12 protein-coding genes and 1 pseudogene are annotated in these 12,507 nt (G+C 48.0%); 1 reads left to right on the top strand and 12 read right to left on the bottom strand.

Going from position 1 to position 12,507, the window contains the following annotated elements; genetic code table 11:
* Window position 1: 1 nt before the first annotated feature.
* Window positions 2-930, bottom strand: a pseudogene (locus CHB92_RS05320) (GDP-L-fucose synthase family protein).
* A gap of 466 nt (window positions 931-1,396) precedes the next feature.
* On the opposite strand from CHB92_RS05320, the gene CHB92_RS05315 reads away from it, so the two are divergent.
* Window positions 1,397-2,905: an NAD(P)H-hydrate dehydratase gene (locus tag CHB92_RS05315; RefSeq protein WP_089318137.1), complete on the top strand. Its 1,509-nt coding sequence runs from the start codon at window positions 1,397-1,399 to the stop codon at window positions 2,903-2,905.
* On the opposite strand, the gene CHB92_RS05310 is transcribed toward CHB92_RS05315, so the two are convergent.
* The 11 genes from CHB92_RS05310 to CHB92_RS05260 all read right to left on the bottom strand — a co-directional run bounded on the left by CHB92_RS05310 (window position 2,902) and on the right by CHB92_RS05260 (window position 12,210).
* On the bottom strand, window positions 2,902-3,807 hold the full coding sequence (locus tag CHB92_RS05310; RefSeq protein ID WP_245842305.1) for a UbiA prenyltransferase family protein: 906 nt from the start codon (window positions 3,805-3,807) through the stop codon (window positions 2,902-2,904). The two genes, CHB92_RS05315 and CHB92_RS05310, sit on opposite strands and share 4 nt — an antisense overlap.
* A gap of 114 nt (window positions 3,808-3,921) precedes the next feature.
* A complete protein-coding gene (locus tag CHB92_RS05305) occupies window positions 3,922-4,494 on the bottom strand; it encodes an inorganic diphosphatase (protein ID WP_373422640.1) in 573 nt (190 codons plus the stop codon).
* Between the two features lie 63 nt (window positions 4,495-4,557).
* Complete coding sequence (pafA, locus tag CHB92_RS05300; protein ID WP_245842297.1) at window positions 4,558-6,264, bottom strand: alkaline phosphatase PafA; 1,707 nt, start codon at window positions 6,262-6,264, stop codon at window positions 4,558-4,560.
* A gap of 165 nt (window positions 6,265-6,429) precedes the next feature.
* Complete coding sequence (gene atpG / locus CHB92_RS05295; protein WP_089318136.1) at window positions 6,430-7,323, bottom strand: ATP synthase F1 subunit gamma; 894 nt, start codon at window positions 7,321-7,323, stop codon at window positions 6,430-6,432.
* A gap of 66 nt (window positions 7,324-7,389) precedes the next feature.
* Window positions 7,390-8,970 (bottom strand): F0F1 ATP synthase subunit alpha, encoded by a 1,581-nt coding sequence (atpA, locus tag CHB92_RS05290; protein ID WP_089318135.1) that lies wholly within the window; start codon window positions 8,968-8,970, stop codon window positions 7,390-7,392.
* A 2-nt stretch (window positions 8,971-8,972) separates the two neighbouring features.
* A complete protein-coding gene (gene atpH, locus CHB92_RS05285) occupies window positions 8,973-9,530 on the bottom strand; it encodes an ATP synthase F1 subunit delta (protein ID WP_089318134.1) in 558 nt (185 codons plus the stop codon).
* A 56-nt stretch (window positions 9,531-9,586) separates the two neighbouring features.
* On the bottom strand, window positions 9,587-10,081 hold the full coding sequence (locus CHB92_RS05280; protein ID WP_089318133.1) for a F0F1 ATP synthase subunit B: 495 nt from the start codon (window positions 10,079-10,081) through the stop codon (window positions 9,587-9,589).
* A gap of 146 nt (window positions 10,082-10,227) precedes the next feature.
* Complete coding sequence (gene atpE, locus CHB92_RS05275) at window positions 10,228-10,485, bottom strand: ATP synthase F0 subunit C (protein WP_089318132.1); 258 nt, start codon at window positions 10,483-10,485, stop codon at window positions 10,228-10,230.
* Window positions 10,486-10,518: 33 nt separating this feature from the next.
* Window positions 10,519-11,538 carry a F0F1 ATP synthase subunit A gene (gene atpB, locus CHB92_RS05270; RefSeq protein WP_089318131.1) on the bottom strand — a complete coding sequence of 340 codons (1,020 nt, stop codon included), beginning with the start codon at window positions 11,536-11,538 and terminating at the stop codon, window positions 10,519-10,521.
* Between the two features lie 43 nt (window positions 11,539-11,581).
* Window positions 11,582-11,965, bottom strand: coding sequence for a hypothetical protein (locus tag CHB92_RS05265; RefSeq protein WP_089318130.1), 384 nt, complete (start codon window positions 11,963-11,965; stop codon window positions 11,582-11,584).
* A 5-nt stretch (window positions 11,966-11,970) separates the two neighbouring features.
* Window positions 11,971-12,210: an AtpZ/AtpI family protein gene (locus tag CHB92_RS05260; RefSeq protein WP_089318129.1), complete on the bottom strand. Its 240-nt coding sequence runs from the start codon at window positions 12,208-12,210 to the stop codon at window positions 11,971-11,973.
* Window positions 12,211-12,507 lie beyond the last annotated feature (297 nt).

Raw genomic sequence — 12,507 nt, 5'->3', positions numbered from 1 at the left:
CTTAGCTCACGGCCACATGCTTCTCCTTAAAGTCCTGGTAGGCCAGGGCAATGCCCTCCCGAAGCGCTGTTTGGTGTCGCCAGCCCATCTCATGCAGTTTTGTAACATCCATCAGCTTTCTCGGCGTGCCATCCGGCTTGGAGGTATCGAAGGCCAGTTCTCCTTCGTAGCCTACCACCTCTTTTACTACTAATGCCAGATCCTTGATGGTGATGTCCTCACCGGTTCCGATGTTCACAGGTTCTCTGGAGCTATAATGATCCATCAGAAAGAGGCAGGCAGAAGCCAGATCATCCGCAAAAAGGAACTCCCTCCTTGGGCTTCCTGTGCCCCAGATCGTCACGGTTGGGTGGCCGCTTTCTTTTGCCTCATGGAACTTGCGGATAAGGGCAGGCAACACATGAGAGTTCTGTGGATGGTAGTTATCGTTGTAACCGTAGAGGTTGGTGGGCATTACGCTGATGAAATCCGCTTCGTATTGGTCACGGTAGGTCTCACACAGCTTCACTCCCGCTATTTTGGCGATGGCGTAGGGCTCGTTCGTCTGCTCTAAGGGGCCCGTCAACAAATACTCCTCTTTTAACGGCTGAGGCGCAAGCTTGGGGTAAACCCCAAAAAGAGGAGCTTCTTTACTCCTGTCTTATAAGCTGAGTGGATAAGGTTAGCCTCGATCATGAGGTTATCGTAGAGGAAGTCCGCACGGTAGGTGTTATTAGCAACAATGCCTCCCACTTTGGCCGCTGCCAGGTATACGTACTCAGGCTTCTCCTCCTCAAAAAAGGCCTGTACCGCCCCCTGATCCCGAAGGTCCAACTCTGAGGAAGTACGGGTAAGGATGTTAGTAAAGCCTTTCGTCTCCAGGCTCCGCACAATGGCTGAGCCCACCATACCCCTATGGCCTGCCACGTAGATTTTCGATGTTTTATTCATTAGATTTAATCAGAAATAAATCAGGAGAGCAAGTAACAAGGGCTTTTACTGTTTTCTTGGGCCTAGGTTACGTAGACTCTCTACTATTTTAACTATCCTCTATATTTTAATTTTTTGATATTGTATAGGCCTGCCGTTGCTTGCTCTTTCAGAACAGAGAAAACATTTAACAACAGCATAACAAGGCACTAATATACTTATTCAGGCAACGTTAACATAAATATAAAAGCTGATAATTGTAAAAAAACAAGCAAACACCTCTTGTTATAAAGCAAAAGCCTTAAAGAGGCATTAAGGATTTATATACAGGTACTTGTTACAGGGCAACCGATTATCTAAACTCCACCAATAGGAACAGGTTTCCATACACGTGAAACTATTTTACCGACACCTTTCGGCCTGCCAAGGATAAGTATAAACCCCTCGATCAAATCTTAGTATATTCAGGGAAAACCGAAGTCCTTTTATGAAGCTTTTGTCTGCTGCACAAACCCGGGAAGCCGATGCCTTCACGATCAAAGAAGAAGGAATGTCCTCTTCTGACCTAATGGAAAGGGCTGCGAGAGCCTTTGTAGGTTGGTTTGAAAACAAGTTTCAACCAACGCAAGCGGTTCATATTTTCTGTGGCCCCGGAAACAACGGTGGGGATGGGCTGGCTGTTGCGCGCCTGCTACAGCAACGTAACTATGCTGTACAAGTGTACCTGGTAGGCGACAACAGCAAAGCGTCAGCCGACTTCAAATTGAACCTGGAAAGGTTGCCGCAAGAGATACCACACCAGCACTTAAAAGAGAAACAAGATATTACTGCACTTCCGGAAGGGGCCTGTGTGGTTGACGCGCTTTTTGGTACAGGTCTAAACCGCCCTGTATCCGGCCTGTACGCCGAAGTTATAAACTCACTCAATGGCAGCAACCTTACCATTACCGCCATTGATATGCCCTCCGGTCTTTACACTGACAGCCAGACACCGGCAGAGGGGGCAATTGTTCAGGCAAACTATACGGTGAGCTTTCAGCTTCCGAAGCTGGCTTTCTTTTTACCGCAACATGAGGCTTTTGTGGGAGAATGGCATATTGTGCCAATTGGGCTCAGCGATAGCTTTATTGCTGCGGTAGAAACCCGCCTATACTTTACTACTCCACAAGACGTGCGGCACCTGCTCAGGCCCCGGAAGAAGTTTTCTCACAAAGGCCTCTATGGCCATGCCCTCTTGCTGAGTGGTGGGTTTGGAAAGATGGGCGCTGCTGTGCTGGCCGCCCGTGCCTGCTTGCGTGCCGGGGTGGGGCTGCTCACTATTCAGGTACCCGCTACCGGCTATACTGTGCTCCAAACAGCCGTGCCAGAGGCAATGACCTTGGCGGACAAGCACAGGAGACACCTTTCAGAACTGCCGAAAGAGACAGACAAGTTCGACGTAATTGGCGTTGGCCCTGGAATCGGAACAGAACGGGTAACCAAAACAGCCCTAGGGCAATTACTCGCAACCGCCTCACAGCCCCTTGTTGTGGATGCGGATGCCATCAACATTATCGGAAGCAGTGACAAATTAAAGGGTCAGCTTCCACCTGATAAGGTGATCTTTACACCGCACCCCAAGGAGTTTGAGAGGCTGGTAGGGAAAAGTAACAATGAATATGACCGCCTCTACGACATGCTCGACTTTTGCCGCGTGTACCGCTGCTATGTTGTCCTGAAAGGCAACAACACCACTATTGGCACCCCCGACGGGAAAATCTTCTTTAATACGACCGGGAATGCTGGAATGGCTACCGGAGGCACCGGTGATGTGCTGACGGGTATTGTAACGGCACTGGTAGGACAAAACTACAGCCTGGAAGAAGCTTGTTTACTTGGCGTATATCTACATGGTCTGGCGGGGGATCTGGCGCTGAAAGCAGTTGGCGAGATCAGTATGACGGCCTCTGATGTGATAGACTTTCTGCCTCAGGCCTTCCTTAAACTACAAGCCTAGCTAAAAGCAAGGTAGACCAGGCCTGCATGCAGTAGCATAGCACCGTCGGCCAGGATGGCATAGTAGATACGAGGCCTTTCATCAGAGGAGAAAAGAACGACAAGGGAAGCCCCAACCGCACTGCCCACCAAAGCTAGCTGTACTGCCCCAACTTCAGTTTGCAGGGCTGTTAGGACGTACAACACCAGCAATCCGAGAGACAGCAACTTCGTGTTCTTTACGCCGACAAGGCCCGGAAAGGTGAGGGTATTCGTTGCCTTATCATAGGCGTAGTCCCGTATATCGAACAGCAGGGCTAGGGCAAGTATAAACAGGAAACGGCGCCCTAAGATCTGCAAAGCCTGTGGCTCCCACACTGCTAACCCTGCATCTATCAGGGGTAACAGCGCTGTTACCATGGCCCACACATAAGCGATCAGGAAAACCTTGAGCAGGGGCATACTCCGTAGTGGGCGTACTTGCCTGGCCTTATAAATAACCGGCACCGTATAACCTACAGAGATCAGGGCAAGGTGCAGGACAAACCAGATGTTAACCCTAAAGCCGTAGCTAAGATATAAGGCAACGGCCCCTGCCAGGCTCGCTATTCCTAAGGCAGCCAGGAATCGTTTGTTGCGCTGACTCCAGGCTGCGCTTCTTCTATCCGGTTTTTGGCCCGGCCTGAGTAGGAGGCTTTTTATGCTGCTTACGTTATAGGTAAAGAGAGTAGACAGAAAAACAAACGCTGCCATAGGGAGAGAAACAGGAAGCCCTGCCAGTAGTTGGGTCTCTACAGTCAAGCCGAAGGCACAGGCAGAAATAAACACACTGCTGTACAGGAGCGCCTCCAACAGCCTCAGAGGCAGCCTCCATAAGAAATGCCGCTGAGGTTCTTTTAAACCAACAGTTCTGTCTTGCTCCATTATTGCAATTACGGAACAAATGGACGCTCATTCAAGTTTAGGCGGCCATCTATAAAGGCAAAAAGCCTGACACAGGAAATCCTACGCCAGGCTTAACAGGAAAAGTAATTTCTTTTACAGGGCTTTTTCTCTTTTAGAGGGCTCTCCAAAAGTAGTATTGTACAGGTCGATGCTGTCCTGAATAATTTTGTAGGCCTGCTCGCGGCCTAAGAACTGCTCTACGATCACCTCTTTGTGCTCTAGCTTCTTATAATCCTCAAAGAAACGACGCATCTCTAGCAGCGTGTGTGGTGGCAACTCAGAGATATCATTGATGTGACGCACCGACATATCGTTGTTTGCCACAGCGATGATTTTATCATCCTCCTCGTTGTTGTCTACCATTTGCATTACCCCGATCACTTTAGCATCTATCAGGCACATCGGCTGCACATCGATAGAGCATATCACCAGGATGTCCAAGGGGTCTTTGTCATCGCAGTAGGTCTGCGGAATAAACCCGTAGTTTGCCGGGTAATGGATAGAAGAGAAAAGAACGCGATCTAGTTTCAGCATTCCACTCTCCTTATCTAACTCATACTTCGCCTTTGATCCTTTGGGAATCTCAATGATAGCGGACACTACTTGCGGAGCCTCTTCGCCGAAGCTCACACTGTGCCATGGATTAACACGATCCAATTTCTCCATATTCATCTTTGTTTTTACTGCGCCGTCTATCATTTTGTTTTCTTCTGCAGGCGCGTTAAGTTTTTAATTCATGTATTCTTGTAAAGGCCTTCCAACGCTTCCGTTGGGTTCCTGAATGTTTAACCAGGCTGCAATGGTAGGGGCTATATCGGATACCTCTACGGGTACAGCACTGTCTCCTGACTTCACTTTCCAGCCATACCAGATAAGCGGTACGTGCGTATCGTAATTGGAGTAAGAACCGTGTGTGGTTCCCTTTGGCTCCCCACTGCCGTAGCCTTCAAACCAGCCTGGCTCTAACAGTACAACAACGTCTCCGGAGCGGCGGACATTAAAGCCGTTCTCCACCCGCCTCATGAGGCCCTCATTCCAACTAGTCCCCAGCAAAGTGACGGCAGGAACAGCTCGCATCACGCCATCAAAGCGCATCACGTAATTTGCTACGCGCTGTTGCACTTCGGCCAAATTTAAGTCTTTCCTGTCAATTAACTCTCTATCCAGGTACAACTGCTGGTTGATGTAACGTTCTACCCACTTACCATCCCCATAAGTTTTATCCAAGTATAACTCTACCGAATCCCGTACAGGATTCGAAGTTGCCACCCCAGAAGGTATATTCAGGCTTTCGAGATAAGCAGGTACGTGTGCAGCGCCATGATCCGCCGTTAAGAAGAACAGGACGTTTTCCTTTCCTACTTCCTTCTCGATCTCGCTTATCATTTCCGCCAGGTCCTGGTCCAGGCGGAGGAAGATATCTTCTGCCTCCACTGAGTTAGGACCGAATTTATGGCCTACATAGTCTGTAGAAGAAAAGCTAACCGCCAGAAAGTCTGTAAAGGCTCCCTTTCCCAGGTTCTCATTTTTAAGGGCCGCCAGTGCAAAGTCTTTGGTGAGGGTATTACCCGCCGGTATGGAACGGATCAACTCATAGTCTTTTCCACGAATAGCAGGAATGTTGTGTGGAAAAACAGGTTTTTCTTCCCCGGGTAGAGTTTCCTCCCACGGTACATCATCGGCTGTGCTTTCTGTGTACTGCTCTATAGGAAGCAAGGTGGTCCAGGGCTGGCTCAGGTACTTGTCCGGGTACTTTTGCTCGTTAAACTCCTCTACCCACTCCGGCAACTCCTCGCTATAATATGTGCTCGTTATCCAATTCCCCGAGGGCGAATCAAACCAATACGCGGCATTTGCCAGATGACCCGCCGGTAGGATAGATCCTCGGTCCTTAAGGGCTACCCCTATTACCTTGGCTCCTCTGTTGGTTGCCAGGCGCAGTTCATCTGTTACAGTCGTCGTGAAAAGGTTCTCAGGAGACATTTGTCCTGCATCTGAATCGCTGCCTACGGTACGAACGCTTTTATCCTCTACGCAGTAAATAACCTCGTTTTCATCGCGCTTGTACCAACTGTTCCCTATAATTCCATTTATAGCCGGCACGCTACCTGTGTAAATAGAGGCATGGCCAGGCCCTGTATAGGTTGGCACATAGCTGTACTGCGCATTCTTAAACAGAAAGCCCTGCGTAACCAGCCTTTTAATGCCATCATTGCCATACTTATCCCAGTATCGGAACAAGTAATCGTAGCGCATCTGGTCCACCACAATACCTACGACTAGCTTAGGTCTTGAAAACCTGTCTGGATAGGTTTGTGCGTTGGCCTGTACAGCATTTTCCGTGCTAGCAGACTGTGGAGCCCCTGCACAAGCGCTTAGCAGCACAAGGGTTACGGCTGCCAGTTTGTTAAATATAGGATGCTTTGCTCTTCTCACTTATCTTTTTTGCGGATTACTTATTACAAATATAGCAAGTAACCATTTAAATACTTCAAGATCTGTGTTCAGACCTAGTTTTTACTGTTTAATAATGTTTGTGTAGCCGTAAAAAAGCAGCGCCCACATATTTGTGGGCGCTGCTTTTTATTTCTGTTTCAGTTCTTACTCTGAAGCCAACGCCTCGGCACCACCAACAATCTCCAAGATTTCCTTGGTAATGGCGGCCTGACGCGTCCTGTTATACGTTAACTTTAATTGCTTAAGAAGTTCCCCAGCGTTTTCCGTCGCCTTGTCCATGGCTGTCATGCGGGCGCCATGCTCAGAAGCATTCGATTCCAGCACTGCCTTATAGATCTGTATTTTCAGTGACTTAGGGATCAGCTCTTCCACAATCTGCTCCTTAGAGGGCTCAAAGGTATAATCAATAAGGTTGGTAGAAGCCACCACTTCCTCTGCTGGTTTTTCCTCTATTGGGAGGAAAGCCTCCTGCTGCACAACTTGTGTGGCAACGTTCTTAAACTCGTTATACACTACATCCACCCTGTCGAACTCTCTGCTAACAAAACCATTCATGGCACGCTCAGCAGCCTCCCGTACCGAGTCGAAAGAAAGGTTAGAGAAGATGTTGGTGTAGTCAGTAATTACGTTAAAGCCTCTTTTACGGAAGCCATCTGCGCCTTTCCGGCCAATGGTCAGAATGGTAACGTTGCCGGCTGCAAACTGACTGCTATAACGCTCATTAATCAGGGCAACAACTCCTTTGATGATGTTGGAGTTAAAAGCACCTGCCAGACCACGGTCAGAAGTTACAGCAATGATCAATACCCTGTTTACGTCCCGCTTCTCTGCATATGGGTTTGAAACAGATCTCTCCTCTGTTACCGAAGACAGGTTAGCCAGAATACCGCTTAGGCGCTGCGCATAAGGGCGCATACGCAGAATATTGTCTTGAGCACGTCGTAGCTTCGCAGCAGAAACCATTTTCATGGCTTTTGTAATTTGCTGTGTAGACGATACGGACGTGATGCGGCTTCTAACTTCTTTTAAACTTGCCATATTTTTATAAGCATAAAGCTAAAGGTTAGCAGCTTGTGCTACTAACCTTTAGCTCTTTTACTAAGACTATTTGTTATACTTAGCTGAAACCTCTCTTGCTACCTGCTTCAGAGCTCCTGTAATCTGGTCATCCAGTTTACCCGCTCTCAGTGCATTCAATACATCAGCATGCTGTGCACGCAGGGCACGGATGTATTCCTTCTGGAAGTTTCTTACTTCAGCAACTGGCACATTATCCAACAAACCGTTTGTAGCAGCATAGATAACAGCTACCTGCTCTTCTACGGCAATCGGAGAAAACTGCGGCTGCTTCAGAATCTCGAGGTTACGACGACCACGCTCAATAGTCAGCTTGGTAGAGGCATCCAGATCTGAACCGAACTTCGCAAAGGCTTCCAATTCACGGAACTGCGCCTGATCCAGCTTGAGGGTACCGGCTACCTTCTTCATCGACTTGATCTGAGCCGAGCCACCCACGCGAGATACCGAGATACCCACGTTGATCGCCGGACGGATACCTGAGTTGAACAGGTTTGTCTCCAGGAAGATCTGACCATCCGTAATCGAAATCACGTTTGTCGGGATATACGCAGAAACGTCACCTGCCTGCGTCTCGATGATTGGAAGCGCTGTAAGAGAACCGCCACCTTTAACCAGGTGCTTGATAGACTCTGGCAGGTCGTTCATGTTACGGGCGATCTCGTCAGAGTTGTTGATCTTAGCTGCACGCTCTAACAAACGAGAGTGCAGGTAGAACACGTCTCCAGGATAAGCCTCACGTCCTGGTGGTCTTCTTAACAGAAGAGACACCTCACGATAAGCCACGGCCTGCTTAGAAAGGTCGTCATACACCACCAGTGCCGGACGGCCTGTATCGCGGAAAAACTCCCCGATAGCGGCACCTGTAAACGGCGCAAAGAACTGCATTGGAGCAGGGTCTGCAGCAGAAGCCGCAACTACTACCGTATAATCCATAGCGCCACCTTCCTGCAAGGCTTTCACCACCTGTGCTACTGTCGATGCTTTCTGGCCAACGGCCACATAGATACAGAATACAGGCTCACCTCTGTCGTAGAACTCACGTTGGTTCAGGATTGTATCGATGGCCACAGCAGTCTTACCTGTCTGGCGGTCACCGATGATCAACTCACGCTGTCCACGGCCAATCGGAATCATAGAGTCAATCGCTACGATACCAGTCTGCATAGGCTCATTTACGGGCTGACGGTAGATTACGCCCGGGGCTTTACGCTCCATAGGCATTTCGTACAGTTCACCAGCGATCGGGCCTTTGCCATCGATTGGTTGGCCAAGTGTGTTCACTACACGACCGATGATCCCGTCACCTACTCGGATAGAGGCAATACGGTCTGTTCTACGGACAGTAGCCCCTTCTTTTATTTCGCTGTAGTCGCCGAGCATAACGGCACCTACGTTATCTTCCTCCAGGTTCAGTACCAGAGCCTGAAGTCCATTTTCAAATTCAATTAGCTCGCCAGACTGTGCCTTTGAAAGGCCATAGATACGAGCGACACCGTCACCCACTTGTAGAACAGTACCTACTTCTTCCAGCTCAGCTTCTGAGCGGAAGTTCGACAGCTGTTCTCTTAATATGGCTGATACTTCGTCAGGTCTTACTTCTGCCATGATTATAGTTGATTGATATATGGGTTGTCTTTAAATTTATTTCTCAGCTTGCGAAGGCTGTTCTTCACAGAGCTATCTATTTGCTTGTCCCCAACACGAAGCAAAAACCCTCCGATAAGTGTTGAGTCCACTTCTTCTTCCAGAACAATTGTTTTTCCGGTTTGGGCTACCAGCTTTCTGCCCAACTCTTCGCGTAACGCGGCAGACAACGGAACGGCAGAGACCACCTTGGCCAGCTGAATTCCCTTAAACTCGTTGTACTGCTTTTCAAACTGCTCTGCTATGTCTTCTAACAGCGTCTCACGATCCTTTCGTGCCACGATGTTGAAGAAAGACTGTGTCATTTGCTGTATTTTCCCCGAAAAGACAGCGTTGATTACCGCCAGCTTTTTATCAGATTTGATAATGGGGTTCTGCAGCATCAGCTTAAAATCCCGGCTTTGCTTTACGGTTTTAGAGAACAGCTGCATGTCCTGCTGCACTTTCTCTAGTACTCCTTGTTCATCTGCCAGTTCGAGCAGTGACTTTGCGTATCTGGAAGCAACTCTAATGTCTGACATGGTGCTTAGTTTTGTTGCAGCTACTTGTTAGCAGCCACCCTTGTCTTTTCTACTGATTAAGAAAGTGTTACTTCACGAACATAATCCTGCGCCAGGGCCTCCTGTGTCTTCGGGTCGCTCAGTTCGCGCTTCAGGATTCGCTCCGCAATGTCAAGAGAAAGGACTGCCGCCATGTTCTTCACCTCGGTGATGGCAGCACGCTTTTCATTCTCTATCACTTCGCGCGCGTTAGTGATCATACGAGACCCTTCTTCCTCAGCCTTTTGTCTGGCAGTTTCAACAATGTTGTTGCCAGCCTCTGTTGCCTCTTTTAGAATTCTGTCACGCTCCAAGCGGGCTTCCGCCAACAGCTTCTCGTTGTCAGCTTTCAACGCCTGCATCTCCAGCTTTGCCTTCTCAGCAGCACTCAATGCATTCTCAATAGAAGCTTCCCGGTCATTAAGCGCTTTCATGATCGGCTTCCAAGCAAACTTAGCTAACAGGAACAGTACGATCAGGAATGTAACTGCCTGCCAGAAGATCAAACCTATACTAGGGGTTACTAAATCCATCTTGTATGAATATTGAAATTAGATTCTTTGAAAGAGGCCACTTTAACAGCAGCCCTTAACTATAACGTTACTATGTTTTAAAGATCTCAACGTCTGGGCCATGCGCCCAGACGAGAGATCAGCAAAAGCTTGTTAGCCTTTGATAATTAAGCAATAGCGATCAGAAGACACACTACCACACCGAAGAGGGAAACACCCTCGATCAGTGCTGAAGCAATGATCATGGCAGTCTGGATTTTACCACCAGCCTCTGGCTGACGAGCGATAGACTCCATAGCGGAACCACCGATTCTACCGATACCAAGACCAGCGCCAAGGGCAACTAGACCAGCACCGATACCAGCACCAAGAATACCAAGACCAGCACCTTCTGCAACAGCTTGAAGCAAGATTGCTAACAACATAGTTATAGTTATATATAGTTAAAAATAAAATTCTTAATGATGCCCCTCTGCGTGGTCGTGCTCTTCAACGGCACCACCAAAGTACATGGCAGAGAGCAGGGTGAAGATGTAAGCCTGTAACAATGCTACGAACAACTCCAGGAAGTTCATAAAGATGGCAAAGGCAACGCTAAGCGGCGCAACCGCCAGGCTTTCAAAGATAAAGATCAAGCTAAACAGTGACAGGATGATGATGTGACCTGCTGTGATGTTTGCAAAAAGACGAACCATCAGGGCGAAGGGCTTCGTAATGATACCCAGTAATTCCACCGGAATCATAATAGGAGCTAACCACCTTGGCACGCCTGGCGTAGCAAAAATGTGACCCCAGTAGGTCTTGTTACCACTAAACACAGTCACGACCAACACGATCACAGCCAAGACTGCTGTTACTGAGATGTTGCCTGTCAGGTTAGCACCACCTGGCATCAGGCCAAGCAGGTTATTGAACCAGATAAAGAAGAACACAGTAAGCAGAAACGGCATATAACGCTCATACTTAGGACCTATATTCGCCTTGGCAATATCGTCGCGGATAAAAATAATGATGGGTTCAAAGAAAGACTGTATTCCGCTAGGAGCCTTACCGGGGTTTTTCTTGTAGCGTGCAGCTATAACAAAGAAGATAACAAGCAGCAGCGCCACACTTATAAACATCGAAGCAATGTTCTTGGTAATGGAGAGATTGTATAGGCCCGGGTAATCCTCCAACACCTCGCCATCCGCACCTACTTTAAAGATATGCCCGTGCAACATGGCATAACCCTTATAAGGCACCCGCTCATGATCCTCATTATAAAAGTTGCTTGAAGAGAATGTCACTAACTCGCCATTGTCCCAAAGGATCACCGGCAGGTATAGCTCTACGCCATGTGCAAACTCCCACAGGTAATCATCTGCAATGTGGTGTAGAATCATCGGACCTGGCTCAAACTTACCGCCTTCTGCGGCCTCCTCAGCAAAAGCTGACGTAAGTGTCAGGAAAGAAAACAACAGAACTAATAACCGCTTCATTCAGAATTATTTAGGAGCAAAATTTAATCAGCAAAACCAACTTTTAATTCTGCCTTTTCAAATTGGGCCGCAAGTTAGCCAACAAACTGTAAATTTCAAACCCAGTAAACAGGAAATATAACGCGAAGAAGTTGAAAACGAACTGCAAGCGGCCTTCCTTATAAAAGTAAGCGAACAGGGCCACTACCCCAATGCTTAACACCATCCGGAAACCCATAGAGGCAAAGTAATATGCCTGAAAATTATCAGGGTCATTTTTATAGCCTAAATCCGTGAGATAATGGGTAAACCCAGTGACAAAAACAAAGAAGCCGAGCATGTGCCATATAAAGGAGTGCACCACTGCATTTCCGCTAAACTGTAGCAATACGGCAGCCACCACGCAAAGAGCCGCGGCGAGGATAAACAGGTTTCGAAAGAACTTCACGTTGATTATTTTTTATTTATAGACAAAATGGTCAGCACCATAGAGGCGACTACACCAATCAGGAGGAGGGCTATGGTGAACCAGGGTTTCTCGTTGCCCACGTACTCGTCCAGCTTTCTGCCAGCCAGAGCCACCACCACCAACACCCCGATCATCTGAAAGGCCATGCCCGAGTACTTTACGTAAGGCTTTATACCCTCCTCCCGTCGCTCTTCAGGCTTTTTATCTTCCGGCGTGTTTTCCATATTATGCAGTGGCTTACAAAGATACTTCTTTTTACGATGCCCCCTCAAAGCAGGCCCACTACTTATGTGGCCCTGTCTGAAACCATTTAGAATTTTGGTTAGTTCAATAGCAGGCTGTAGAACAGCCACTTGCTTTACTATTGGCAGATTATTGTATTTTTGTAGGAGGCTTTTGCTTAATTTAAGATTCAGCTACTTGCCGGCTCTTTTACAGTTGGCAGTTCCTATACTTTAAGCACTTGTCGCGTCGTTTATACTTTATACTATAGTGCTCAAACATCCTGCACGCCTTATTGC

This window comes from Pontibacter ummariensis (assembly GCF_900188175.1).
GTDB lineage: Bacteria > Bacteroidota > Bacteroidia > Cytophagales > Hymenobacteraceae > Pontibacter > Pontibacter ummariensis.
This window is presented reverse-complemented; position numbering and strand designations above follow the sequence as displayed.

Excerpts from the sequence above, each read along its gene's own strand:
- CHB92_RS05315 (WP_089318137.1), top strand. The coding sequence starts at position 1,397 with ATGAAGCTTTTGTCTGCTGCACAAACCCGGGAAGCCGATGCCTTCACG.
- CHB92_RS05310 (WP_245842305.1), bottom strand. The coding sequence starts at position 3,807 with ATGGAGCAAGACAGAACTGTTGGTTTAAAAGAACCTCAGCGGCATTTC.
- CHB92_RS05305 (WP_373422640.1), bottom strand. The coding sequence starts at position 4,494 with ATGGAGAAATTGGATCGTGTTAATCCATGGCACAGTGTGAGCTTCGGC.
- atpG (WP_089318136.1), bottom strand. The coding sequence starts at position 7,323 with ATGGCAAGTTTAAAAGAAGTTAGAAGCCGCATCACGTCCGTATCGTCT.
- atpA (WP_089318135.1), bottom strand. The coding sequence starts at position 8,970 with ATGGCAGAAGTAAGACCTGACGAAGTATCAGCCATATTAAGAGAACAG.
- atpH (WP_089318134.1), bottom strand. The coding sequence starts at position 9,530 with ATGTCAGACATTAGAGTTGCTTCCAGATACGCAAAGTCACTGCTCGAA.
- CHB92_RS05280 (WP_089318133.1), bottom strand. The coding sequence starts at position 10,081 with ATGGATTTAGTAACCCCTAGTATAGGTTTGATCTTCTGGCAGGCAGTT.
- atpE (WP_089318132.1), bottom strand. The coding sequence starts at position 10,485 with ATGTTGTTAGCAATCTTGCTTCAAGCTGTTGCAGAAGGTGCTGGTCTT.
- atpB (WP_089318131.1), bottom strand. The coding sequence starts at position 11,538 with ATGAAGCGGTTATTAGTTCTGTTGTTTTCTTTCCTGACACTTACGTCA.
- CHB92_RS05260 (WP_089318129.1), bottom strand. The coding sequence starts at position 12,210 with ATGGAAAACACGCCGGAAGATAAAAAGCCTGAAGAGCGACGGGAGGAG.